The sequence below is a fragment of the Agromyces cerinus genome (genome assembly GCF_016907835.1).
In the GTDB taxonomy this organism is placed as follows: domain Bacteria; phylum Actinomycetota; class Actinomycetes; order Actinomycetales; family Microbacteriaceae; genus Agromyces; species Agromyces nitratus.
Genome location: NZ_JAFBCT010000001.1, coordinates 1,949,791 through 1,971,452 on the forward strand (window position 1 = coordinate 1,949,791; position 21,662 = coordinate 1,971,452).

At 70.4% G+C, this 21,662-nt stretch carries 20 protein-coding genes; 5 read left to right on the forward strand and 15 right to left on the reverse strand.

Annotated elements, in window-relative coordinates:
• Nucleotides 1-124: 124 nt before the first annotated feature.
• Nucleotides 125-679: a helix-turn-helix domain-containing protein gene (locus tag JOE59_RS19090; protein WP_204459975.1), complete on the reverse strand. Its 555-nt coding sequence runs from the start codon at nt 677-679 to the stop codon at nt 125-127.
• Nucleotides 680-846: 167 nt separating this feature from the next.
• On the opposite strand from JOE59_RS19090, the gene JOE59_RS09070 reads away from it, so the two are divergent.
• Nucleotides 847-2,460, forward strand: coding sequence for a flavin monoamine oxidase family protein (locus JOE59_RS09070; protein ID WP_204459976.1), 1,614 nt, complete (start codon nt 847-849; stop codon nt 2,458-2,460).
• Between the two features lie 67 nt (nt 2,461-2,527).
• Here JOE59_RS09070 and JOE59_RS09075 read toward each other — a convergent pair whose 3' ends face one another.
• From JOE59_RS09075 to JOE59_RS09085, 3 genes are all read right to left on the reverse strand, one after another.
• Nucleotides 2,528-4,549, reverse strand: coding sequence for a PhoX family protein (locus JOE59_RS09075; RefSeq protein ID WP_204463326.1), 2,022 nt, complete (start codon nt 4,547-4,549; stop codon nt 2,528-2,530).
• Nucleotides 4,550-4,817: 268 nt separating this feature from the next.
• Nucleotides 4,818-6,581, reverse strand: coding sequence for a proline--tRNA ligase (locus JOE59_RS09080; protein WP_204459977.1), 1,764 nt, complete (start codon nt 6,579-6,581; stop codon nt 4,818-4,820).
• A gap of 55 nt (nt 6,582-6,636) precedes the next feature.
• Nucleotides 6,637-6,855, reverse strand: a complete 219-nt coding sequence (locus JOE59_RS09085; RefSeq protein ID WP_074261228.1) for a hypothetical protein — start codon at nt 6,853-6,855, stop codon at nt 6,637-6,639.
• 71 nt (nt 6,856-6,926) lie between these two features.
• On the opposite strand from JOE59_RS09085, the gene JOE59_RS09090 reads away from it, so the two are divergent.
• Nucleotides 6,927-7,952, forward strand: coding sequence for a phosphotransferase family protein (locus tag JOE59_RS09090; protein ID WP_204459978.1), 1,026 nt, complete (start codon nt 6,927-6,929; stop codon nt 7,950-7,952).
• Between the two features lie 63 nt (nt 7,953-8,015).
• Nucleotides 8,016-9,449 (forward strand): RNB domain-containing ribonuclease, encoded by a 1,434-nt coding sequence (locus JOE59_RS09095; protein WP_204459980.1) that lies wholly within the window; start codon nt 8,016-8,018, stop codon nt 9,447-9,449.
• Nucleotides 9,450-9,474: 25 nt separating this feature from the next.
• Here the strand turns inward: JOE59_RS09095 and JOE59_RS09100 are convergent, their stop codons facing one another.
• The 6 genes from JOE59_RS09100 to JOE59_RS09125 all read right to left on the reverse strand — a co-directional run bounded on the left by JOE59_RS09100 (nt 9,475) and on the right by JOE59_RS09125 (nt 13,899).
• Nucleotides 9,475-9,681: a hypothetical protein gene (locus JOE59_RS09100; protein WP_204459981.1), complete on the reverse strand. Its 207-nt coding sequence runs from the start codon at nt 9,679-9,681 to the stop codon at nt 9,475-9,477.
• 74 nt (nt 9,682-9,755) lie between these two features.
• Nucleotides 9,756-10,886, reverse strand: coding sequence for a flavodoxin-dependent (E)-4-hydroxy-3-methylbut-2-enyl-diphosphate synthase (gene ispG, locus JOE59_RS09105; RefSeq protein WP_179549697.1), 1,131 nt, complete (start codon nt 10,884-10,886; stop codon nt 9,756-9,758).
• Between the two features lie 87 nt (nt 10,887-10,973).
• Nucleotides 10,974-11,732: a hypothetical protein gene (locus JOE59_RS09110; RefSeq protein ID WP_204459983.1), complete on the reverse strand. Its 759-nt coding sequence runs from the start codon at nt 11,730-11,732 to the stop codon at nt 10,974-10,976.
• Between the two features lie 16 nt (nt 11,733-11,748).
• Nucleotides 11,749-12,075 (reverse strand): hypothetical protein, encoded by a 327-nt coding sequence (locus JOE59_RS09115; RefSeq protein WP_204459985.1) that lies wholly within the window; start codon nt 12,073-12,075, stop codon nt 11,749-11,751.
• 416 nt (nt 12,076-12,491) lie between these two features.
• Nucleotides 12,492-13,124: a CoA transferase subunit B gene (locus tag JOE59_RS09120; RefSeq protein ID WP_204459987.1), complete on the reverse strand. Its 633-nt coding sequence runs from the start codon at nt 13,122-13,124 to the stop codon at nt 12,492-12,494.
• 1 nt (nt 13,125) lies between these two features.
• The gene (locus JOE59_RS09125) at nt 13,126-13,899 is read right to left on the reverse strand and encodes a CoA transferase subunit A (RefSeq protein WP_204463327.1); all 774 of its coding nucleotides are present in this window, start codon (nt 13,897-13,899) and stop codon (nt 13,126-13,128) included.
• A 121-nt stretch (nt 13,900-14,020) separates the two neighbouring features.
• Here JOE59_RS09125 and JOE59_RS09130 point away from each other — a divergent pair, with 121 nt between their 5' ends.
• A complete protein-coding gene (locus JOE59_RS09130; RefSeq protein ID WP_204459990.1) occupies nt 14,021-15,205 on the forward strand; it encodes an acetyl-CoA C-acetyltransferase in 1,185 nt (394 codons plus the stop codon).
• Nucleotides 15,206-15,302: 97 nt separating this feature from the next.
• Nucleotides 15,303-16,607 carry a low temperature requirement protein A gene (locus JOE59_RS09135; RefSeq protein ID WP_239560176.1) on the forward strand — a complete coding sequence of 435 codons (1,305 nt, stop codon included), beginning with the start codon at nt 15,303-15,305 and terminating at the stop codon, nt 16,605-16,607.
• 71 nt (nt 16,608-16,678) lie between these two features.
• On the opposite strand, the gene JOE59_RS09140 is transcribed toward JOE59_RS09135, so the two are convergent.
• From JOE59_RS09140 to dxr, 5 genes are all read right to left on the reverse strand, one after another.
• On the reverse strand, nt 16,679-16,990 hold the full coding sequence (locus JOE59_RS09140) for an SHOCT domain-containing protein (RefSeq protein WP_204459992.1): 312 nt from the start codon (nt 16,988-16,990) through the stop codon (nt 16,679-16,681).
• 131 nt (nt 16,991-17,121) lie between these two features.
• Nucleotides 17,122-17,784 carry a response regulator transcription factor gene (locus tag JOE59_RS09145; protein ID WP_204459994.1) on the reverse strand — a complete coding sequence of 221 codons (663 nt, stop codon included), beginning with the start codon at nt 17,782-17,784 and terminating at the stop codon, nt 17,122-17,124.
• Nucleotides 17,781-18,995, reverse strand: coding sequence for a sensor histidine kinase (locus JOE59_RS09150; protein WP_204459996.1), 1,215 nt, complete (start codon nt 18,993-18,995; stop codon nt 17,781-17,783). The genes JOE59_RS09145 and JOE59_RS09150 overlap by 4 nt, the downstream gene beginning before the upstream one ends.
• 115 nt (nt 18,996-19,110) lie before the next feature.
• Nucleotides 19,111-20,436, reverse strand: coding sequence for a M50 family metallopeptidase (locus tag JOE59_RS09155; protein WP_204459998.1), 1,326 nt, complete (start codon nt 20,434-20,436; stop codon nt 19,111-19,113).
• An 82-nt stretch (nt 20,437-20,518) separates the two neighbouring features.
• Nucleotides 20,519-21,610 (reverse strand): 1-deoxy-D-xylulose-5-phosphate reductoisomerase, encoded by a 1,092-nt coding sequence (dxr, locus tag JOE59_RS09160; protein WP_204460000.1) that lies wholly within the window; start codon nt 21,608-21,610, stop codon nt 20,519-20,521.
• Nucleotides 21,611-21,662: the final 52 nt, after the last annotated feature.

Sequence of the window (21,662 nt, forward strand, 5' to 3'; positions counted from 1 at the left end):
CCTCCTCTATTCAGCTCTCACGCCGCTTCCCCTCGGAGCGGACAGGACTCTACGGTACCGGATGTCATGACACTCGGGCAGCCACGATGGACGCTCGCGACGCCCTCGACGGTCGGTCGGCGGCTCAATCGGGCGTGGGCGGGCTGTTCACCCAGACGAGCTCGGTCTCGCCGTCGCCGTCGTTGGCGACCCGGTGCGGCGTGCTGCTCGCGAACACGATGCTGTCGCCGGCGGCGAGCAGGTGGATCTCGTCGGCGAGCTCGACGCGCACGCTCCCCCGCAGCACGAGCAGCACCTCCTCCGAGTCGCCGTGCCGGTACTGGCTGGAACCGGTCGATCCCCCGACTTCCATGGTCACGGCGTACATCTCGACGTGGCCGAACGGCGGCTCGGTGAGGAACGCCTTCGTCATGCCGTCGCTCGCGGAGAGTGTGCGCCGGAGGTCGGCGCGCACGACGCGTGCCGCCGACACCGGGCCGGGTTCGACGAGATCGGCGAGTCCGACGCCGAGGGCGTCGGCGAGGCGGCGCAGCGTCGAGACGCTCGCGTTGGTGCGGCCCGTCTCGAGCTGGCTGAGGAAGCCCGAGGTCACCCCCGCCTGCTCTCCGAGCGCACGCTGCGAGAGCCGCCGGGCGACACGGTAGCGGCGCACCTGTTCGCCGACGTCGTTGCCGGTCACTCCTCCACCTCCAGGTCACAGATCACGGATGCCGCGGGGCGCCGGGCCCGCCGCGGTCGCGAGAACTTGGGGGTTGACGCGCCCACGAGACATCCTGCTCAATTGCACTAAGCAACATGTTAAGCACCACCGATCCCAACCCCACCACGGATTGCGAGGCTTTCATCATGACAGGTTCCCGAGGCACCACTCCGCTCAGCTCACGGCTCGGCCGGATCATCCGCGCCCATGCCGAAGCCGATCGCACGGGCGTCCCCGTCGACGACGTGCTCGGGCGCGAGCCCGAGCGGCAGCACGGCGTCAGCCGGCGCGATGCGCTCATCGCCGGCGGCGCGATCGGCGCCGGCGCGGCGCTCGCCATGGCGACGCCCGCCAACGCGGCAGTGGCCAAGCCCGGCCCGGCACCGAAGGTCGTGATCGTCGGCGCCGGCCTCGCCGGCGTGCGCGCCGCCCACTGGCTCTGGCGGGTGAAGGGCATCGCGTCGACCATCTACGAGGGCAGCGCCCGAGCCGGCGGCCGGTGCTACAGCCTGCGCGGCCACTTCGACGACGGCATCGTCGTGGAGCACGGTGGCGCCCTCATCAACACCGACCACAACGCCACGCGCAATCTCGCGTCGAACCTCGGCCTGAGCCTCGACGTCGTCGCCGGCGGCAGCTACCAGGGCTGGGACGACAAGTACTGGATCGACGGCGCCGACTACCCGTACGACGATGCGAACGCCGACTGGGGCGTCGTCTACCAGGCCTTCAAGTCCGCGCTCGCGAGCGCGCCGTACTGCCAGACCTACGACAGCCACACCGCGGCCGGGGTCGCCCTCGACCAGATGAACGTCGACCAGTGGCTCGCCGCGAACGTGCCCGGGGGCCTCTCGAGCCGCTTCGCCAAGCTGATGCAGTCGAACGTGATGAGCGAGTACGGCCTCGAACCGCATGAGCAGTCGGCGCTGAGCCTCGTCTACCTGCTCGGGTGGAACGCGCAGAACAGCCTCTCGCCCGTCAACGGCGCCGACGAGAAGTACTCGGTGAACGGCGGCAACGACCTCATCGTCTCCCGCATGCTCGAGGAACTGCCCGCGAACACCGTGCGCTACGGCTACAAGCTCACCGCGGTCAAGCGCAATGCCGACGGCACCGTGCGCCTCAGCTTCCGGGTCGGCAACACCACGGTCGACCAGACCGCCGACCGCGCCATCCTCGCCGTGCCGTTCACGACGCTGCGCGACTGCGACCTCAGCCAGTCCGGATTCTCGGCGCTGAAACGGCGGGCGATCAACGAGGTCGGACTCGGGGCGAACGCCAAGGTGCACGTGCAGGTGAGCCACCGGCCGTGGGTCGAGCAGGGGTACGGCGGCGCCGCGTACACGAACAAGAGCGGGTTCCAGTGCGGATGGGACGACACGGCCGACCACCCCCTGCCGACGGGCGTCTTCAACTTCTTCCCGTCGGGCGACCAGGTCAAGGCGTGGACGGGCAACGCCTTCGGCCCGGCGAGCGCATCGCAGGTCAGCGGCCTCCTCGCGCAGGCCGAGCCGATCTTCCCCGGTATGACCGCCGCATACACCGGCAAGTCCTACCGCGACTTCTGGTGGGCCAACCCCTGGTCGAAGGGGTCCTACACGGTGCTGCGGCCCGGCCAGTACACCACGCTGTTCGGCGCCGGGTCGACGCCCGAGGGCAACGTGCACTTCGCAGGCGAGCACACGAGCGTCGAGTACTTCGGCTTCCTGAACGGCGCCGTCGTCTCGGGTGAGCGGGCCGCGAAGGCGGTCGCCGCCTAGCGACGGGTGACGAGGGTGACGGATGCCGCGTGGCATCCGTCACCCTCGTCTGTGCTGCACGTGCCCGCTACGCCCGCCAGACCTGCACGACCGAGGGCCGCGGCGCGGCTACGAGCCCGGTGTCGGGGCGGTGCGACGGCACGTAGTCGGGGAAGTACGAGGTCGGTGCACCGACCGTTCCCTCCTCGCCCGGGTGCTGCACGGCGACGAAGACCATGCCCTCCTGGTCGTGGATGACCGGGCCGCAGGTCTCGGCCTCGCGCGGAACGGAGAGGAACTGCTGCACGCGGCCGCGGTCGGGCCCCTCGAGCGGCACCTTGAACAGACCGTCGTTGAACCCGATCTTGCTGGGCGCGCCGTCGGTCGAGATCCAGAGGTTGCCCTCGGAGTCGAACGCGACGTTGTCGGGGCAGGAGATCGGCGAGACGAGCTCCTTCGGGAACCCGGCGAAGTAGGTGTTCTGGTCGACTGCCGGGTCGCCGCAGAGCAGCAGGATGCTCCAGCCGAACGCGGTGCCCGACTGCCCTGTGGTCTCGGTCAGCTCGATGATGTGCCCGTTGCGGTTGCCGGTGACGGGATTCGCCTCGTCGATCGTCGCGAGGCTCCGCGACGAGTTGTTCGTGAGGGCGACGTACACCTTCCCGGTCTTCGGATTGGGCTGCACGTCCTCCGGGCGGTCCATCTTCGTCGCGCCGACGGTGTCGGCCGCGAGTCGCGTGTAGACGAGCACCTCCTGGGTGGTCATGCCGGGGATGACGCTCTCGCCGCCCTGGGTCAGCGGGATCCACTGGCCGGTGCCGTCGAAGAGCCCGTCGGCAGGCAGCGCTCCGGTGCCGGTGATCTCGGCGGCCGGCGAGTTGCCCGTGAACTTCGCGACGTACAGGTCGCCCTCGCTGAGGAGGCCGAGGTTCTTGCGGCGCGCGACCGGGGTGTTCTTCGGATCGAACGTGCCCTTGGAGACGAACTTGTAGAGGTAGTCGTTCGTCTGGTCGTCGCCCATGTAGGCGACCGCGCGGCCGTCCTCGGCGATGATGACGTTGGCGCCCTCGTGCTTGAAACGGCCCATCGCCGTGTGCTTGCGCGGCGTCGAAGACGGGTCCTCGGGGTCGATCTCGACGATCCAGCCGAAGCGGTTGGGCTCGTTCACGAAGCCGGCATCGTGCGCGTCGAAGCGCGGGTCGATGCGCTCGAACGTGTAGGTGGACTTCGCGCTTGGCGTGGCGCGGTAGCGCTTCTGCCCCGCGGTGTCGGCGGCCCAGGCGAAATAGCCGTCGAAGTTCTCCTCGCCCGAGAGCACGGTGCCCCACGGCGTGGTGCCGCCGGCGCAGTTGCCGAGCGTGCCCTTCACCCAGCGCCCCTCGGCGTCCTCGGCGGTCTTCACGAGGTCGGTGCCGGCCGCGGGGCCGGTGAGCTCGAACACGGTGTCGGCGGTGATGCGGCGGTTGCGGCGACCGTCGACGAGATAGCGCCAGGGCCGGCCGAGCTTGCTGCGCCGCAGCTCCACGACCGAGAAGCCGTGAGCGGCCTTGAAGATCGCTGCGCGGCGGTCGAGCTCGGCGGCGTCGCTCGTCGCGGGGAACATGATGCCCGGGTTGACGTACTCGTGGTTGTTCACGAGCACGCCGGTGCGGCCGCTCCGATCGGCGAGGATGTCGAGGTAGTCGCAGTTGTAGCCGAACTGGCCCGCCTGCGCCTCTGGCGTCTGGTTGTCGAAGTCGAGCGCCGGCACGCCCGAGAACAGCGGGTCGCCCCAGCGGATGATCGGCGCCCACGTGTAGCCCGCCGGCACGGTGAAGTCGTCGACGATCTTCGGCACCGGCGAGATGGCGTCGAATTGCAGGCCGCCGCCGCCCGAGGCTCCGCCGCCGGGCGCGGCGACAGCGGTTCCGGCCGGGCTCGCTGCGGCGAGCGCGATGCCCACGGCTCCCGCGGCGCCGAGTCCGAGCAGCGCACGACGCGACAGTGCGGCGGAGGCGATCTCGCGGAAGGCGGGGTTCGATGACGTGTTGCACTCCGGACCGAGACAGGCGTTGCCGCACTTGAAGTGGCACGTCACCGGCGAGCGCTTGCCTCGCACGTGATCGGCCATCGGGAACAGCTGGATATCGGTGATCGTCACGGATCGGTCCTCACGCTCGTGGTCGGGATTCCACTCTGCAGAGTGCTCCCGGAAACCGAATCGGCATCGGACGACCGTTGAACGCGCGGTGAACCCCTGATGAACGGACCGGCGCGCTCGCCCCGGCGCGCCGCCGTCTCGCAGCTGAGCACCGCGACCACCTGCACGAGACGCGCGAGAAGCACTGAACCGCTCGCTCCCATCGATGGGAGCGAGCGGTTCAGGAGACCTGCCGATGTCAGGCGAGTGCTGTCACGACCTCGCCGATCGCGACCTGCGTGCGGTCGCCCGTCGCCCGGTCCCAGACCTCGACGATGCCGTCGGCGACGCCGCGACCGACGATCACGATCTTCGGCACGCCGATGAGTTCGGCATCGCCGAACTTCACGCCGGGCGAGACCTTCGGGCGGTCGTCGAAGAGCACGTCGAGACCGGATGCCTCGAGCTCGGCCACGATCGTCTCGGCCGCGTCGAACACCGCCTCGTCGCGACCGGTCGCGACCACGTGCACGTCGAAGGGCGCGACGGTCGCCGGCCAGACGAGGCCCTTGTCGTCGTTGTTGTCTTCGGCGATGATCGCGAGGATGCGGGTGACGCCGATGCCGTACGAACCCATGGTGACGGTGGCGAGCTTGCCGTTCTCGTCGAGCACCTTGAGGCCGAGCGCCTCGGCGTACTTGCGGCCGAGCTGGAAGACGTGGCCGATCTCCATGCCGCGCGCGAGCTCGACCGGTCCCGAGCCGTCGGGCGCGGGGTCGCCGGGCAGCACGTTCGACGACTCGACGGTGCCGTCGGCGACGAAGTCTCGTCCGGCCACGAGCCCGAACACGTGCTTCTGGTCGACGTTGGCGCCGGTGATCCACTCGGTGCCGTCGACGACCCGCGGGTCGACCAGGAAGCGGATGCCGGTCGCGGACTCCTCGCCGAGCACGGCGCCGGTCTCGGACCAGGGGCCGATGTAGCCCTTCACGAGGCCCGGGCGCTTCGCGAAGTCGGCCTCGGTCGCGGGCTCGACCTCGCCGGGGGCGAATGCCACCTCGACGCGCTTCATCTCGACGTCGCGGTCGCCGGGCAGGCCGATCACGACGAGTTCGCGGGTGCCGTCGGGCGCCACGACGGCGAGCACGACGTTCTTCAGGGTGTCCGCCGCGGTCCATGCGCGCCCGTCGGGCCGCGGGTACTCGGCGTTCGCGAGGTCGACGAGCGTCGCGATCGTGGGCGTGTTCGGGGAGTCGAGCACGAGCGGTGCCGGAAGACCGTCGAAGGGGATCGGCTCGGGCACGACCGTCTCGAACGCCTCGACGTTGGCCGCATAGCCGCCGGCCGAGCGCACGAAGGTGTCTTCGCCGACGGGGGTCGGGTGCAGGAACTCCTCGCTCTTCGAGCCGCCCATTGCGCCGGCATCGGCCTTCACGATCACGTACTCGAGGCCGAGGCGCGTGAAGATGCGCTCGTAGGCGTCGCGCTGCGCCTGGTAGCTCGCGTCGAGCCCCTCGTCGGAGATGTCGAACGAGTACGCGTCCTTCATCGTGAACTCGCGGCCGCGCAGGAGGCCGGCACGCGGCCGGGCCTCGTCGCGGTACTTGTCCTGGATCTGGTAGATCGACAGCGGCAGATCCTTGTACGAGTTGTAGAGGTCCTTCACGAGCAGCGTGAAGACCTCTTCGTGCGTGGGCGCGAGCAGGTAGTCGGCGCCCCTGCGGTCCTGCAGGCGGAAGAGGTTGTCGCCGTACTCCGTCCAGCGGTTCGTGACCTCGTAGGGCTCGCGCGGCAGCAGCGCCGGGAAGTGCACCTCGTGCGCGCCCGCGTTCGTCATCTCTTCACGGATGATCGCCTCGATCTTCGCCTTCACGCGCAGGCCCAGCGGCAGCCATGCGAAGACCCCTGGCGCCTGGCGCCTGATGTAGCCGGCGCGCACGAGCAGGCGATGGCTCGTGACCTCGGCGTCGGCGGGGTCTTCGCGGAGCGTACGGAGGAAGTAGTTCGTCAGGCGTGTGGGCACCCGACGATTCTACTGAGCACGACGGATGCCTCCCGCCCGGGTGCGCCGGAGGGGGTCAGGTGAGGTCGACGTCGACCACTTCGACGCCGCTCTCGGCGAGGTGGCGGGTGACCTGGTCTGCCCAGTTGATGAGGTCGAACAGCGCGGTGTCGAGGCTCTCGAGCACCTCGAGCACGCGGGGGTGCACGTCGCCGTCGGCGAACTCCTCGATGAGGTGGTACGCGTCGTCGCGGGCGTTGGCAGCGTTCTCGAGGTGGCGGCTGTTGATGGTCATCCTCGAATTCTACCGGCGGACCTCGCATCGCCGACGCGCACGACGGATGCCTCCTGCCCTAGTGTGCTGACATGCATCCGGCTGGCATTCCGTTCTCGGTCGAGGTCTCCTCCGCGACCTGGCGGCGCGAGGCCGAGGCCTGGGCTGCTGAAACCGTGGCGGCGCTCGACGGCCGGGTGCTCGCGGTGACGCAGCCGAGAGTGCGCCCGTGGTCGACGCAGCTGGTGATCGAGGCGGAGACGCCGGCGGGCCGCAGCCGGTTCTGGTTCAAGGCGAACTGCCCCGCGCAGTCGTTCGAGCCGGCGCTGCACTCGTTCATCGCCGAGCTGCTGCCCGATGCGGCGGCTGCGCCCATCGCGACGGAGCAGGAGCGCGGGTGGATGATCTCGGCCGATCTCGGCGCGACGCTGCGGGAGGCCCGCGGCGATGCCGGCGCCACCGTCGACGACTGGCTCACCGTCGTCGACGAGTGGACCCGCGTGCAACACGCGCTCACGACGCACGCCGTCGACGTCACCGCGCTCGGCGTGCCCGACTGCTCGCCGGCCACGGTGCCCGAACGCTTCGAACGCATGCTCGAACGGGTGCTCGCGCTGCCCCCGTCCCATCCGTCGGCACCCGATCCGGCGACCGCGGCGGCGCTGCTCGGCTCGCGCTCCCGCGTGGCGACGGCCGCCGCCGAGCTCGTCTCGAGCGATCTGCCGTCGACGCTGCAGCACGGCGACCTGCATCCCGGCAACGTGTTCGCGGCGGCGCCCGGCGAGCCCGGCCGACTGCGGGTGTTCGACTTCGGAGACGCCCAATGGGCGCACCCCGTCGAAGCGGTGCTCATCCCGATGGCGGTCATGGAGTACGGGGGTCTCGATCCGGCGCCCGTTGTCGGGGCGTTCCGCGACGCGTGGTCCGTGGTCGCCGGGTTCGACGACGCCGACTGGGCCGCGCTCACGGCAGCCGCCGAGGTCTCCCAGGCCGTCAACCGGGCGTTCACCTGGTGGGACTGCCTCGCCGACGCGGACGACGAGGAGATCGGCGAGTGGGGCGAGGCGGTGCTGCGACATCTCACCCGCGTGACCGGCCGCGACGACGGCTCGGCGTGACGCGGCGACGGGCCACCGCACGCCGAGGCATCCGATCGCCCTGCTGCTCGTAGGCTGAGGCGCATGCCGAGCCGCAGAACGCACGTCACGGAGTCCGTCGCGCAGAGCGAGCTGGCGGTCGCCCTCGCTCAGCTCCGCGCCGAGTTGGACGTGCCCGAGTCGTTCGCGCCCGAGGTGCTCGCCGAGGCCGAGTCGACACGTGCGGCGGTTCCCGAGACCGACCTGCGCGAGCTGGCGTTCGTCACGATCGATCCGCCCGGTTCGACCGATCTCGACCAAGCCCTCCACATCGAGCGCCGGGCCGCCGGCTTCCTGGTGCACTATGCGATCGCGGATGTGCCGGGCTGGGTGGTCCCGGACGGGGCAGTCGACCTCGAGGCCCGGCGCCGCGGCCAGACCCTGTACGCCGCCGACGGCCGGGTGCCGCTGCACCCCGTGGTGCTCAGCGAGGACCGCGTGTCACTGCTGCCGGATTCCGACCGGAGCGCGTTCGTGTGGGCGTTCGAACTCGACGAGCGGGGAACGGTGACGTCGACCGGGCTCAGCCGGGCGACGGTGCGCTCGCGCGAACAGCTCACCTACGACGAGGCACAGGCCCGCATCGATGCCGGCGACGGCGACTCCTCCCTGGCGCTGCTGCGCGAGGTCGGGCTGCTGCGCATCGAGCTCGAGCGCGCCCGCGGCGGCGCGAGCCTCAACTCCCCCGATGAGGAGATCGTGCGCACTGCGGGCGGCGGCTACTCGCTCGAACGCCGGCACCCGCTGCCGGTCGAGGAGTGGAACGCGCAGCTGTCGCTCATGACGGGCATGGCGGCCGCGCAGCTCATGCTCGAGGGACGCATCGGCGTGCTCCGCACCATGCCGAAGCCGAGCGAGGAGCGCGTCACGGCCTTCCGCGCGCAGACGCACGCACTCGGGCGCCCGTGGCCCGAGTCGATCTCGTACGGCGAATACCTCCGCGGCCTCGACCGCGACGACCCCGCCTCGCTCGCGGTGATGCAGGCGGCGTCCGGGCTCTTCCGCGGTGCCGGCTATCTCGCCGTCGACGGCGACGTTCCGTCCGATCCGATCCAGTCCGCGCTCGCGGCGCCGTACGCGCACGTCACCGCGCCGCTGCGCCGTCTCGTCGACCGCTGGGGGCTCGTCGTCTGCGAGGCGCTCTGCGCCGGGCGCGAGGTGCCCGGATGGGCGCGCTCCTCGCTCGGCGAGCTGCCGTCGCTCATGGGCGCCTCGTCGCAGCGCGCGAGCCGGCTCGACGCCGAGTCGATCGCGCGGGTCGAGGCCGCACTGCTGAGCGCGCGGGTCGGCGAGCGGTTCACCGCGACCGTGCTCGAGGTGCGGGGCGATCGGGCGGTGCTCCAGCTCGCCGACCCCGCGGTCACCGCGATGTGTCCGGCGCCCGCCGAGGTTCGCGCGGGAACCTCGCTCGAGGTCGAGCTGCTCGCGGCCGACATCGCCACGGGCACGATCGAGTTCCGGGCGGCCGGAGTCGCCTGACCTGCCGGGCCGCTCGCGGCGCTCGTCAGACGCCCTCGACGTCCTCCTCGTCGTCGAGCGCGAACGCCTCGAGGTCGCCCTCCGCCGCCGCCGCCGCATCGTCGGTACCCTCGTCCGAGCCGTCGTCGAGGCCCTCGTCGGCGCCGTCGTCGGTGCCCTCGTGCAGGGTGCCCATGCCGTCGGGGTAGCCCGCCGTGTCGGGGTACTCGAATTCGCTGCCGTCGCCGCTCATCGCGGTCTCCTCTCGCGATCGGATGCCCCGGGGCATCCGCTGCCGCCCACGATACGCTCGGGCGGCGCCCGCGACTACGGGGTCACGACCTCGGGGGTGCCCACCGGCGCATCGGCGCCCATCTCGTCGGCGATGCGGTTGGCCTCTTCGATGAGCGTCGCGACGATCTCGGACTCGGGCACGGTCTTGATGACCTCGCCCTTCACGAAGATCTGGCCCTTGCCATTGCCGGATGCGACGCCGAGGTCGGCCTCACGGGCCTCGCCCGGACCGTTGACGACGCAGCCCATGACGGCCACGCGAAGCGGCACGGTCATGCCCTCGAGTCCGTCGGTGACGTCGTTCGCGAGCTTGTACACGTCGACCTGCGCGCGACCGCACGACGGGCACGAGACGATCTCGAGCTTGCGCTCGCGGAGGTTCAGCGACTGCAGGATCTGCAGGCCCACCTTGACCTCCTCGACCGGCGGGGCCGACAGAGAGACGCGGATCGTGTCGCCGATGCCCTCGCTGAGGAGGATGCCGAACGCCGTGGCGGACTTGATCGTGCCCTGGAAGGCGGGGCCGGCCTCGGTCACGCCGAGGTGCAGGGGCCAGTCGCCGCGCTCGGCGAGCAGGCGGTAGGCCTTGACCATGACGATGGGGTCGTTGTGCTTGACCGAGATCTTGAAGTCGTGGAAGTCGTGCTCCTCGAAGAGGCTCGCCTCCCACACCGCCGACTCGACGAGCGCCTCGGGCGTCGCCTTGCCGTACTTCTGGAGCAGTCGGGGGTCGAGCGAGCCGGCGTTCACGCCGATGCGGAGGCTCACGCCCGCCGCTTTCGCCGCAGCAGCGATCTCGCCGACCTTGTCGTCGAACTTGCGGATGTTGCCGGGGTTGACGCGCACCGCGGCGCAGCCGGCGTCGATCGCCTGGAACACGTAGTTCGGCTGGAAGTGGATGTCGGCGATGACCGGGATCTGGCTCTTCTTCGCGATGATCGGCAGTGCCTCGGCGTCGTCGCGGCTCGGCACGGCGACACGCACGATGTCGCAGCCCGATGCCGTGAGCTCGGCGATCTGCTGCAGCGTGGCGTTGATGTTCGTCGTGGGCGTCGTCGTCATCGACTGCACGCTCACCTGTGCGTCACCGCCGACGAGCACCTTGCCCACCTTGATCTGGCGGGACTTGCGTCGCGGGGCCAGTACCTCAGGGACTTTGGGCATTCCGAGATTCACAGCAGGCACGAGACGAGTCTACTTCCGCGCGGAGGGTCGTCGGCTGTGAGGTAGCATCCGCCGGCTCGCCGATCGCTACGCGCAGCCCTCGGCGACGACGTAGGGCGCGCCGATCCAGATGACGGTGCCGTCGTCGTCGTCGACGCCGTCGGGCGGCCCGCCCATCGAGTCCCAGTTCGCGAGCGCGACGCCGTATTCGCGCTCCACATTCCCGCCTTGCCATTCCACGTACTCGTCGATGGTGACGACGTCGACCCCCTGTCCCACGCACGTCCAGTCGGTATCGAAGCCGGGAGCGAGATCGGCGAGGATGTCACCGGCCTGGTAGCCCGAGGGTGTGGTGAGCTCGACGTCGTCGTACGTCGGTGCGTCGAAGTACACGGAGAACCGAGGCCACGACATTCCGATCGACTCCGCCTCACGACGGGCTTCGTCGTAGTGCCGCTCTTCGATCTCGACGTCGCCCCAGACATGCGATGTCGACGGCGGCGTGTGATTGCTCCCCGGACTCTCCTCGTCGACCGGCGCTGCACCGAACACGATCGAGAGCGCATCGATGACACCCGCCGGCTGGTCGAGGTAGTGGAACTGCTCGACCAGCGCGCCGTCGCGATCGCGGAGGTCGAGGGTCTCGGCGGTGGCGACGAGCGCGACCACGCCGTCGAGAGGATCGGCCGCAGGCGCCGGCGTCGGCGTCGAAGTCGGCGTCGGTTCCACGGTCGCCGTCGGCGATACCGTGGGCATCGGGCTCGGCCCGATGCAGCCGGTCATCGCCGCGGTCATCGACAGTGCCACGGCAGCGAGCACCCACCTGACGAGTGCCGGTCTGTTCAACGTCGTGTCCTCTTCCTCACCCGATGTGGCCCGGTCTGGTTCCGGGCGCTATGCGCACCCGTCGCGCTTCGACGCTCGCGATGACCGTCTCGTCGTCGGACGGCTGGAACTCGATCGAGTTCCGGGCATCCTCCACCGTGCCGTCGGAACATGTCATCGGCAGGACGACGACCTCGCCGTACCGCTCGACGCACAACCCGTTCTTCGCCGCGTCGGGCGATGCCGCGAAGTCGGACCAGGATTCACCGACGACGCGACCCGAGGTCGTCGTGAGCTCGACGTCGCCGGATGCGGCCGTCGTGAACACGACCCTGAAGTTCGGCAGCGAGAGGGACGGCGCCATGTCAGCTGCCACGCCGCCGTATCGCGGCTCCCGCAGCTCGAATCCGTCCCACCGGTGAACGGTGCTCGGCGGTTCGCCGCTCGATCCCGGGTCCTCCTCAACAGTCGGAGGCGCGCCGAACACCGTCGTCAATGTCGCTGCGACCGCAATGGCTCCGTGCATTGCCGGGAAATGGTTCATGGTCCTCCGCTTCGTTGCTCCGAACAGTATCGGGCACGGCGGGAACTCCGGGCCCCAGTGTCGGCCCTGATGCGGTGGGTCGGCCAAGTCGATCATTCGGGTTCGGTGACGCGGCCGCCGACATCCGAGTAGCGATCCGGCACGGCGGCATCGACCGGCAGCGTCTCGCGGTCACCGAACCCGCGCAGGTCGACGGCGTGCTCCACGATCGCTTCGAGCGTTGCGCGCGAGTCCGTTCAGTCCGTGATGAGCGGCGGCTCGGTTGCCGCGACGACCTCGTCGACCGTCACGCCGGGCGCGCACTCGACGAGCCGCAGACCCTCGGGCGTCACGTCGATGACGGCGAGGTCGGTGATGATGCGGTGCACGACCGCGCGCCCGGTGAGCGGCAGCGAGCACTCGTTCACGATCTTCGCGGAGCCGTCTTTCGCGACGTGCTCCATGAGCACGATCACCTTGCGGGCGCCGTGCACGAGGTCCATCGCGCCGCCCGGGCCCTTCACCATCTTGCCGGGGATCATCCAGTTGGCGAGGTCGCCCGTGGCGGAGACCTGCATGGCCCCGAGGATGGCGGCGTCGATCTTTCCGCCGCGGATCATGCCGAAGCTCGCCGCCGAGTCGAAGTAGGCGGCGCCGGGCAGCACCGTCACCGTCTCCTTGCCGGCGTTGATGAGATCGGGGTCGACGGCGTCGTCGGTCGGGTACGGGCCGACGCCGAGGATGCCGTTCTCGGACTGCAGCAGGATCGTGACGCCGTCGGGCACGTAGTTCGGCACGAGCGTGGGCAGGCCGATGCCGAGGTTCACGTACGAGCCGTCGGCGAGCTCACGGGCGGCCCTGGCGGCCATCTCGAAGCGAGTCAGTGCCATCTCAGTTCCCCTCTCGCACGGTGCGGCGTTCGATGCGCTTCTCGATGTCGTGGCCGACGACCACGATGCGGTCGACGTAGATGCCGGGCAGGTGCACGGCATCGGGGTCGAGCTCGCCCGGCTCGACGATCTCCTCGACCTGTGCGATGCAGACCCGGCCCGCCATCGCCGCGAGCGGCGAGAAGTTGCGCGCCGACTTGTCGAAGACGAGGTTGCCGTACCGATCACCCTTCAGCGCGTGCACGAGCGAGTAGTCGGTCGTGATCGCCTCTTCGAGCACGAACTCGCGGGGCACCCCTGCAACGTCGAACGTCTGCACGGGCTTCACGGGGCTTGCGACGGCGATCGACCCGTCGGGGTGATAGCGCCGGGGCAAGCCGCCCTCGGCGACCTGCGTGCCGACACCGGTCTGGGTGAAGAACGCGGCGATGCCGCTGCCGCCCGCCCGCAGCTTCTCGGCGAGGGTGCCCTGCGGGGTGAGCTCGAGCTCGAGCTCGCCCGAGAGGTACTGCCGCTCGAACTCCTTGTTCTCGCCCACGTACGACGAGGTCATCTTGGCGATGCGCTGCTTCGCGAGCAGCACGCCGAGCCCCCAGTCGTCGACGCCGCAGTTGTTCGAGACGACGGAGAGCCCGTCGACCCCGGCGTCGAGCAGGGCCTGGATCAGCACCATCGGGATGCCGCAGAGCCCGAATCCTCCCACGGCGAGACTGGCTCCTGGCGGGATGTCGGCGACCGCCTCGTGAGCGGACCCGACCACCTTGTCGAGTGTCATGTTCGCGACCTCCATGTCGACGTGCTGCTTCACGGGTGGAATCTCCGGTGAATACTCACTAACTGAATCGTAGAATGGTTCCATCGCGCAAGAGCCGCGCACTGACGAAGGAGTCCTGAACATGTCCCTACCCGACGTCGTCATCATCGCGGGCGCGCGCACGCCGTTCGCACGCATCAACGGCAACCTCGCGGACCGGACGGCGGTCGAGCTCGGCACCGTCGCGATCCGCGGCGCCCTCGAGAAGGCCGGGGTCTCCCCCGCCGACGTCGACGCCGTGATCATGGGCCAGGTGCTCCAGGCCGGTGCCGGCCAGAACCCCGCGAAGCAGTCGGCCGTCGCAGCCGGCATCCCGTGGCGGGTACCCGCCACCACGGTCAACAAGGTCTGCCTGTCGGGCCTCGTCGCCATCACGGATGCCGCGAGGCTCATCCGCCTCGGCGAGGCATCCGTCGTCGTGGCCGGCGGCCAGGAGTCGATGACGAATGCCCCGCACCTGCTGCCCGGCTCGCGTCGCGGCCAGGCCTACGGCTCGTGGGAGATGCTCGACCACGCCGCCCACGACGGCCTCACCGACGCCTTCGACCGCGAATCGATGGGCGCCTCCACCGAGCGCTTCAACGGCCGCTACGAGATCACGCGGGAAGCGCAGGACGAGGTCGCCGCGGCATCCCACGTGCGCGCCGGCGCCGCACAGGCCGACGGCCTCTTCGCCGACGAGATCGTGCCGGTCGAGATCCCGCAGCGCAAGGGCGACCCCGTGGTCGTCGCCGAAGACCAGGGCGTGCGCCCCGACTCAACCGTCGAGGTGCTCGCGAGGCTTCGACCGGCGTTCAGCGCCGAGGGCACGATCACGGCGGGCAACTCCTCGCCGCTCTCCGACGGCGCAGCAGCGGTCGTCGTGGCGAGCCGCGAATGGGCCGAGTCCCGCGGACTCCCCTGGCTCGCAGTCGTCGGCGCAGCCGGACAGGTCGCCGGCCCCGACAACTCGCTGCACGCCCAGCCCGCCAACGCGATCGCCGCGGCGCTCGAGAAGTCCGGCGGCACCGCGGCCGAACTCGACCTCGTCGAGATCAACGAGGCATTCGCCGCGGTCTCGCTCGAATCCGCGCGCGAGCTCGGCGTCTCCGCCGACGTCGTCAACGTGCACGGCGGCGCGATCGCCCTCGGCCACCCCATCGGGGCGTCCGGTGCGAGACTCGCCCTGCACGCCGCGCTCGAGCTCTCCCGCCGCGGCGAGGGCCGTGCGGCCGTCGCACTCTGCGGCGGCGGCGGCCAGGGCGAGGCCCTGCTGCTCTCGCGCTGATACGCCGTTCGACGCGTCAGGACTCCTGCGCGGCGGGCGGCGCCTGTGGCAGCATTAGCCACCGGCGCCGCCCGTGCGCCGACGGGAGGGGTGCAGCATGGCCGATCGCCAGACGAGCGACCACGGCTCGGCGAGCGACGCCGGCGCCGGGGCATCCGTTCACCCGCCGCTCGACCACCGGCTTCGGCGCATGGTCGGCCGCGACCCCGACGAGGCGCACCGCACCGCGACGCCGCTCGAGCTGTTGTTCGACCTCACCTTCGTGGTCGCCTTCAGCCAGGCGGGCACGCAAGCCGCCCACCTGCTCGAGATCGGGCACTTCGCGCCCGCCATCATCGGGTTCACGATCGCCGTGTTCGCGATCTGCCTCGCCTGGATCAACTACTCGTGGCTCGCATCGGCCTACGACAATGACGACGTGTTCTTCCGCATCGCGACCATGGTGCAGATGCTGGGCGTGCTCGTGCTGGCGCTCGGGCTGCCGCCGATGTTCCACTCGATCGACGAGGGCGAGCACCTCGACAACGGCGTGGTGGTCGCGGGCTACGTCGTCATGCGGGTCGCCACCGTTGCGCTCTGGTTGCGGATCGCCCGCCACGATCCCTCCCACCGGCGCAGCGCGCTCGCCTACGCGACCGTCGTCGGCATCATCCAGGTCGGCTGGGTGACCACGATCTTCATCAACCCCTCGCTGCCCGTCATGCTCGGCCTCTTCGCCTTCCTCGGCACCCTCGAACTGCTCGGCCCGTACCTGATCGAGCGACGCATCGGCGGTACGCCCTGGCACGCCCATCACATCGCCGAACGATACGGCCTGCTCGTCATCATCACGCTCGGCGAGGTCGTGCTCGGCACGATCCTCACGATCTCGGCCGTGATCGAGAAGCAGCACGAATGGAGCGTCGACGCGGTGCTCGTCGCCTTCGGCGGCACGGCGCTCGCATTCGGAATGTGGTGGGTCTACTTCACGATGCCGTCGGCGAAGGTACTGCACCGGTTCAGGGAACGCGGCTTCGTGTGGGGCTACGGCCATCTCGTGATCTTCGGGTCGATCGCGGCGACCGGGGCCGGCCTGCACGTCGCGGCGTTCGAGATCGATGGGACCGCCCACATCGGCGAGGTGGCGGCCATGCTCACGGTCGCGGTACCCGTCGGCCTCTTCCTCATCGCGCTCTTCACGATCTACTCGCTGCTGCTGCGCGAGTTCGACCGGTTCCACATCCTGCTGTTCGTGCTCAGCATGGTGGCGCTCTGCATCTCTGTGCTGGCCGTCGTGGCCGGTGCGAGCATGGCGGTCGGCATCGTGCTCGCCGCGTGCGCACCGCTCGTCGTCATCGTCGGCTACGAGACCATCGGCCATCGGCACCAGGCGGAGGCGCTGCACCGGGCCCTCGACCGGTAGCGCCGCGCTCGACGGCCGGCAACGGCGCACTCGAGGGGCGGATGCCGCGGCATCCGCCCCTCGAAACGCGCTCAGGAGGCGTTCGGCCGGTTCGCGCGCAGCACCTCGAGGCGTGCGCGATACTCGGTCTCGTCGATGTCGCCCTTCGCGAACCGCTCGGAGAGGGTCGACTCGGCGCTGCCGGTGCGCATCCACGGCGGGCCGTACGAGCCGTCGGGGCCGCCGTGCGCCCAGTAGCGACGACGATTCCGCGTGACCAGGAAGATGATCAGCCCGATGACGAGGAACCAGAAGATCGGAATGAGGAAGAAGACCCATCCGAACCCGGCCGCCCATGGGCCGGCGTGAGTGACCACCGCGGTGGTGGCGAGGGTGGCGAGCATGAGGTGTCCCTTGATCGTGCGGCCTGCGGTTCAGGCCGTCGATGTCGAGTCTCGCGAGCCGGACCTCTCCGCGAATCCGCCCGGCGGAGTCACTTCGACTACTCCCCCGGGAGCAGTCGGACGCGCCGCGGCTACTGCCAGCCCGGAGCGACGAGCCCCGATTCGTAGGCGACCACCACGAGGTGCACGCGGTCGCGGGCGGCGAGCTTCGACATGATGCGCGAGACGTGCGTCTTCGCGGTCAGGGGGCTCAGCACGAGCTGTTCGGCGATCTCGTCGTTCGTCATGCCGAGCCCCACGAGGCGCAGCACCTCGCGCTCCCGATCGGTGAGCGCGGCGAGTCGCGTCGCGTCGGGCGCGTCCCTGAGTCCCGACGACATTCGCTCGAGGAGACGCTTCGTCACACCGGGCGAGAGCAGCGCCTCGCCGCTCGCGACCACCCGGACTGCCCGGATCAGGTCGACGGGCTCGGTGTCCTTGACGAGGAATCCGCTCGCCCCTGCGCGCACGGCCCTCGCGACGTACTCGTCGAGCTCGAAGGTCGTCACGATGACCACGTGCACCCCCGCGAGCTTCGGGTCGGCGGCGATCTGCTCGGTCGCCCAGAGGCCGTCGCCGTCGGGCATGCGGATGTCCATGAGCACGACGTCGACCGGCTCGCGACGCACGAGCTCGAGCAGCTCGCTGCCGCTCGACGCCTCCCCCACGACCTCGACGTCGTCTTCGGCAGCGAGCAGCGCGCGGAAGCCGGCGCGCACGAGCACCTGGTCATCGGCGAGCGCGACGCGGATCATGCCACCCCTCCCCACGGGAGACGCGCGGTGACGCGCGTGCCACCGAGCGGCGATGCGCCCAGCTCGACCGAGCCGCCGAGGAGGGCGGCGCGCTCGCGCATGCCGAGGATGCCGCTGCCGTCGCCGTGGTCGGCGGCGTCGAACTCCTCGGCGTCAGCGCCCGCGACGACGACCCGCCCGGCACCGTCGTCATCGACCATGAGCACGAACTCGTCACCCGCACGCTCGACGGTGACGATCGCCTGTGTCGCGCCCGCATGGCGCACGACGTTGGTCAGCGCCTCCTGTGCGATGCGATAGCCGGCGAACTGCACGGCCCGTCGAGGCGGCTCCGACAGCCGGTCGACGAGTTGCGCGTCGAGTTCGGGCGAGCGGATGCCGCGGACGAGCCTCGGCAGCTCGGCCAGCTCGGCCTGCGGCACGAGCGGGGCATCGCCGTCGCGGATGACGCCGAGCACCGTTCGCACCTCGTCGAGCGCCGATTTCGAGGTCTCCTTGATGCTGCCGAGCGCCGTGCGGGCCTGCTCGGGGTCGCGGTCCATGAGGTGCAGGCCGACGCTCGCCTGCACGTTGATCTGCGACAGGGCGTGCCCGATGACATCGTGCAGCTCGCGGGCGATGCGCACGCGCTCGCGCTCCTCGGCGCTCTGACGGCGCCGCATCGCCTCGGCGCGGAACGCCGACGCCCGCGCTCGACGCACCCGCACGAACCAGCCGATGCCGAAGCACACGGCGAGCGCGAGCGTCGTGAAGGCGATGCGGAACGGATGCCATGTGGTGCCGACCACCGAGGCCAGCACGATGGCCGCGACCCACGCCACGACGACGGAGGTGACCGCCCAGATGACGGCGCCGCGCGCGACGGCGAGCACGATCGCGAACGCCACGGCGATGTACGGCGGCCCGAGGTCGGGTGTCAGCACGAGGTCGGCGAGCGCGGCGGCCGAGACCACCGCGACCGTCGGTCCCGGGTATCGCCGTGCACCGAGCAGTGCCAGCGGACCGGCCGCTGCGAGCGCGACCTGGCCGAGGCCCGCGGCCCACCCGACCTGCGTCCACACGGCGATGCCGATCGCGGCGGGCACCTGCACGAGGAGGCTGATGACGACCGGCGCGAGCAGCACGAAGCCCGGCGGCGGCCGGAATCGTTCGGGGCGGCCGCCCCATGATGCCTGCCACGGCGGCGGTCCGTCCCACTGGGACACGGGCATCCCCAGATCGTATCGCCGGCGCCGCCGGCCCGAATCGGCCCCGCGGAGACTCACTCGCTACTCCCTGCGGAGTACGAGCGGGTGCGCGCCGTGGTGCGGACGATCAGCGGTGCGGTCAGAACAGCTGCACCGGCTTGACGATGTCGGCGTAGATCAGGAGCGCGCTCATGGCGCCGAAGATGACGACGACCGCGAGGGTCACCGGCATGAGCTTCGCGAGGTCGACGGGTCCCGGGTCGGGGCGCCGGAAGAGCTTGGCGAACCCACGCCGGGTGCCCTCCCAGAGCGCACCGGCGATGTGCCCGCCGTCGAGCGGCAGCAGCGGGATGAGGTTGAAGACGAAGAGCGCGATGTTCAGCGACCCGAGGATGCCGATCATGGTGGCGGCCTTCGAGGCGATCGGAATCTCGTCGATCGTCGCGATCTCGCCGGCGAGGCGGCCGACGCCGACCACCGACATCGGGCCGTTGGGGTCGCGCTCCTCGGGCCCGAATGCGGCGTTCGCGACGTCGACGATGCGCTGGGGCAGGTTCAGGATGATTCCGGCGACGCCGGCCACGTTCTCGCCGACGGCGGGCAGGACGGCCGTCACCGGCTGCTGCACGATCTCCGTCGCGGCGCCGATGCCGACGAACCCGGCCGATTCGGTCAACTGGGCGCCGGAGGCATCCGTCGCGATCTGGCCCTTCTCGTCGAGCACGTAGCGCTCGCTGAGCATCGGAGTGACCTCGAGCTCGACGGTCTCGCCGTCGCGCTCGACGACGAAGGCGACGGGCTCGCCCGGGTGCGAACGGATGATCGCGGTCGACTCGTTCCACGATTCGATCGGCTCGCCGGCGACCGAGACGATGACGTCGCCCGGCTCGATGCCGGCCGCGGCGCCCGGAGCCGCCGGGTCGCCGGGCTCGCACGTCTGCCGCTCGCTCGTGGCGGGCAGCGCGCACGCCGAGACCGAGCCGACGGTCGTCGAGGCCTGCGCGACGCCGAAGCCCATGAGCAGCACGCCGAAGAGCACGATCGCGAGCAGGAGGTTCATGAACGGTCCGCCGAACATGACGATGATGCGCTTCCACACCGGCAGCAGGTAGAACGCGCGGTGCTCGTCACCGGGCGTAATCGACTCGGTGCTCGAATCGCGGGCGTCCTGCACGAGCCCGCGGAAGAAACCGGTGCTGTCGGCGTGCACGCGTTCACCCTTGGCGGGCGGGAACATGCCGATCATCGAGATGTAGCCGCCGAGCGGAATCGCCTTCAGGCCGTACTCGGTCTCGCCCTTCCTGCGCGACCAGATGGTCGGGCCGAAGCCGATCATGTACTGCGTGACCTTGACGCCGAAGAGCTTCGCCGGCACCAGGTGCCCGATCTCGTGCAGGCCGATCGACACGGCCAGGCCGATCACGATGATGACGACGCCGATGATGAAGGCGAGCACGGAATCCACGGCTGCAAGCGTAGTGCCGCTGGCTTCGAGTGCGCTGTCGGTCGGCTGTGAGCTCGGCGAGCGGCGCCTGAACCCGGAGGGATCAGCCTGAGATGCGGGCGATGCGGGTCTCGGCGGCTCGACGGGCGCTGCGCTCCGCCTCGGCGAGCGAGGCGACCGAGAGGGCGGCGTCGGATGCCTCGTGGTGTTCGACCACGTCGCGCACGGTGTCGACGATGTCGAGGAAGCCGATGCGACCGGCGTGGAACGCGGTGACCGCCTCCTCGTTGGCCGCGTTGAAGACGGCGGGGTACTCGCCGCCCGCGCGTCCCACCTGCTTGGCGAGCGCGACCGCGGGGAACGCCTCGCCGTCGAGCGGCTCGAACGTCCACTCCTGCGCGCGGGTCCAGTCGAGGGGCTTGCCGGCCGCGGCGACCCGGTTGGGCCAGTCGAGGCCGAGGGAGATCGGCAGTCGCATGTCGGGCGGCGACGCCTGCGCGATCGTCGAGCCGTCGACGAACTCGACCATCGAGTGCACGATCGACTGCGGGTGCACGACGACGTCGATGCGGTCGTACTCGACGTCGAAGAGCAGGTGCGCCTCGATCACCTCGAGTCCCTTGTTGACGAGCGTCGCCGAGTTGGTCGTCACGACGAGGCCCATGTCCCAGGTGGGGTGCGCCAGGGCTTCGGCGGGGGTGACCGCCGTGAGCTCGTCGCGACGGCGGCCTCGGAACGGACCGCCCGAGGCGGTCAGCACGAGCCGGCGCACCTCGTCGTCGGTGCCCGAGCGCAGGGCCTGCGCGATCGCCGAGTGCTCGGAGTCCACTGGGACGATCTGTCCGGGCTTCGCGAGGCGGGTCACGAGATCGCCGCCCACGATGAGGGACTCCTTGTTCGCCAGGGCGAGCGTGGTGCCGCGCTCGAGGGCGGCGAGGGTCGGACCGAGGCCGACGGAGCCGGTGATGCCGTTCAGCACGACGTCGGCGTCGACCTCGCGCACGAGCTGCTCGGCCTCCTCGATGCCGACCGCCGTGTGCTCGACGCCGAACTCGGCAGCCTGCGCCTCGAGCAGCGCGCGATTGGACCCCACTGCGAGGCCGACGACGTCGAATCGGCGAGGGTTCGCCCTGATGACGTCGAGGGCCTGGGTGCCGATCGAACCGGATGAGCCGAGGATGATGACGGAGCGCACATCCCCACTGTATGGGAGCACGAGGCCGGGCGTCAGGAGAGCACGGCCACCG

Excerpts from the sequence above, each read along its gene's own strand:
- JOE59_RS09070 (WP_204459976.1), top strand. The coding sequence starts at position 847 with ATGACAGGTTCCCGAGGCACCACTCCGCTCAGCTCACGGCTCGGCCGG.
- JOE59_RS09075 (WP_204463326.1), bottom strand. The coding sequence starts at position 4,549 with ATGGCCGATCACGTGCGAGGCAAGCGCTCGCCGGTGACGTGCCACTTC.
- JOE59_RS09085 (WP_074261228.1), bottom strand. The coding sequence starts at position 6,855 with ATGACCATCAACAGCCGCCACCTCGAGAACGCTGCCAACGCCCGCGAC.
- JOE59_RS09090 (WP_204459978.1), top strand. The coding sequence starts at position 6,927 with ATGCATCCGGCTGGCATTCCGTTCTCGGTCGAGGTCTCCTCCGCGACC.
- JOE59_RS09095 (WP_204459980.1), top strand. The coding sequence starts at position 8,016 with ATGCCGAGCCGCAGAACGCACGTCACGGAGTCCGTCGCGCAGAGCGAG.
- JOE59_RS09100 (WP_204459981.1), bottom strand. The coding sequence starts at position 9,681 with ATGAGCGGCGACGGCAGCGAATTCGAGTACCCCGACACGGCGGGCTAC.
- ispG (WP_179549697.1), bottom strand. The coding sequence starts at position 10,886 with ATGCCCAAAGTCCCTGAGGTACTGGCCCCGCGACGCAAGTCCCGCCAG.
- JOE59_RS09115 (WP_204459985.1), bottom strand. The coding sequence starts at position 12,075 with ATGGCGCCGTCCCTCTCGCTGCCGAACTTCAGGGTCGTGTTCACGACG.
- JOE59_RS09120 (WP_204459987.1), bottom strand. The coding sequence starts at position 13,124 with ATGGCACTGACTCGCTTCGAGATGGCCGCCAGGGCCGCCCGTGAGCTC.
- JOE59_RS09125 (WP_204463327.1), bottom strand. The coding sequence starts at position 13,899 with ATGACACTCGACAAGGTGGTCGGGTCCGCTCACGAGGCGGTCGCCGAC.
- JOE59_RS09130 (WP_204459990.1), top strand. The coding sequence starts at position 14,021 with ATGTCCCTACCCGACGTCGTCATCATCGCGGGCGCGCGCACGCCGTTC.
- JOE59_RS09135 (WP_239560176.1), top strand. The coding sequence starts at position 15,303 with ATGGCCGATCGCCAGACGAGCGACCACGGCTCGGCGAGCGACGCCGGC.
- JOE59_RS09140 (WP_204459992.1), bottom strand. The coding sequence starts at position 16,990 with ATGCTCGCCACCCTCGCCACCACCGCGGTGGTCACTCACGCCGGCCCA.
- JOE59_RS09145 (WP_204459994.1), bottom strand. The coding sequence starts at position 17,784 with ATGATCCGCGTCGCGCTCGCCGATGACCAGGTGCTCGTGCGCGCCGGC.
- JOE59_RS09150 (WP_204459996.1), bottom strand. The coding sequence starts at position 18,995 with ATGCCCGTGTCCCAGTGGGACGGACCGCCGCCGTGGCAGGCATCATGG.